Raw genomic sequence first — 1,032 nt, 5'->3', positions numbered from 1 at the left:
GCGGCCGCGGCCACCCCCGCCCCGGAGCACCACCGCGCGCGCACCGCGACCGCCGTGGTGCTGATCCTCCTGGGCGCCCTCCTGGCCCCCGTCGGCGTGGTCGCCGCATGGGCCGAGCGCACCCTGACCGACACCGACCGCTACGTCGCCACGGTGGCGCCCCTGGCCCGGGAACCGGTGGTGCAGCAGGCCGTGGCCGGCCGGCTGACCACCGCCGTCATGGACAAGATCGACGTCGGCGCGGTGCTCAAGGACGTGCAGGACGGTCTCGACGAACGCGGCATCGCCCCCCGGGCCGCACAGGCCATCACCGCGCTGGAGGGCCCGCTGACCAGCGGCGTCGAATCCTTCGTCCGCAACGCGGCGGACCGCGTGGTGGAGAGCGACCAGTTCGAGTCCGCCTGGACCCAGGCCAACCGGGTGGCGCACGAACAGCTCGTCGACGTCATGCGCGGCACCGGGGGCGACATCGCCCAGATCAGCCAGAACGGCGAGCTCACCATCCAGCTCGGCGGCCTCGTCGACATCCTGAAGCAACGCCTCGTGGACCGCGGCCTCACGCTCGCGGGGAACCTGCCCACGATCAACGCCACGTTCACCGTGATGCAGAGCAGCCAGCTCGTCGAGATCCAGAACCGGTACGCCCAGGTCGTCGCGCTGGGCACCTGGCTCCCGTGGATCGTGCTGGTGCTGCTCGGCGCCGGCGTCGTCGCCGCCGTGCACCACCTGCGCTCCCTGGTCGTGGCCGGCCTCGCGCTCGCCGGTGCGATGCTGCTCCTGGCGATCGGCCTGGCCATCGCGCGGGGGCTCTACCTCGACGCGCTCAGCGGCAAGGTCCTGCGCCTGGACGCCGCCGAGACCGTGTTCGACCAGCTCGTCTCGTTCCTGCGCATCACTCTGCGCACCGTCGGGGTGCTCGGCATCGTGGTGGCGCTCGCCGCCTACCTGGGCGGCTCGAGCGCGTCCGCGCGCGGCCTGCGCGCCGGGATCGGCAAGGGCATGAGCCGCAGCCGCGCCTGGGCCGAGGGCCGG

Annotated in this window: 1 protein-coding gene; it reads left to right on the top strand. The window is 73.6% G+C overall.

Annotated elements, in window-relative coordinates:
- A partial coding sequence (locus tag PROKR_RS09490; RefSeq protein WP_051432827.1) for a hypothetical protein occupies positions 1-1,032 on the top strand: 1,032 nt, incomplete at both ends.

The sequence above is a fragment of the Promicromonospora kroppenstedtii DSM 19349 genome, assembly GCF_000515355.1.
Classification (GTDB): Bacteria; Actinomycetota; Actinomycetes; order Actinomycetales; family Cellulomonadaceae; genus Promicromonospora; species Promicromonospora kroppenstedtii.
The sequence above is the reverse complement of the archived record's forward strand: the minus strand, read 5'-3'. Positions and strand labels throughout refer to the sequence as shown.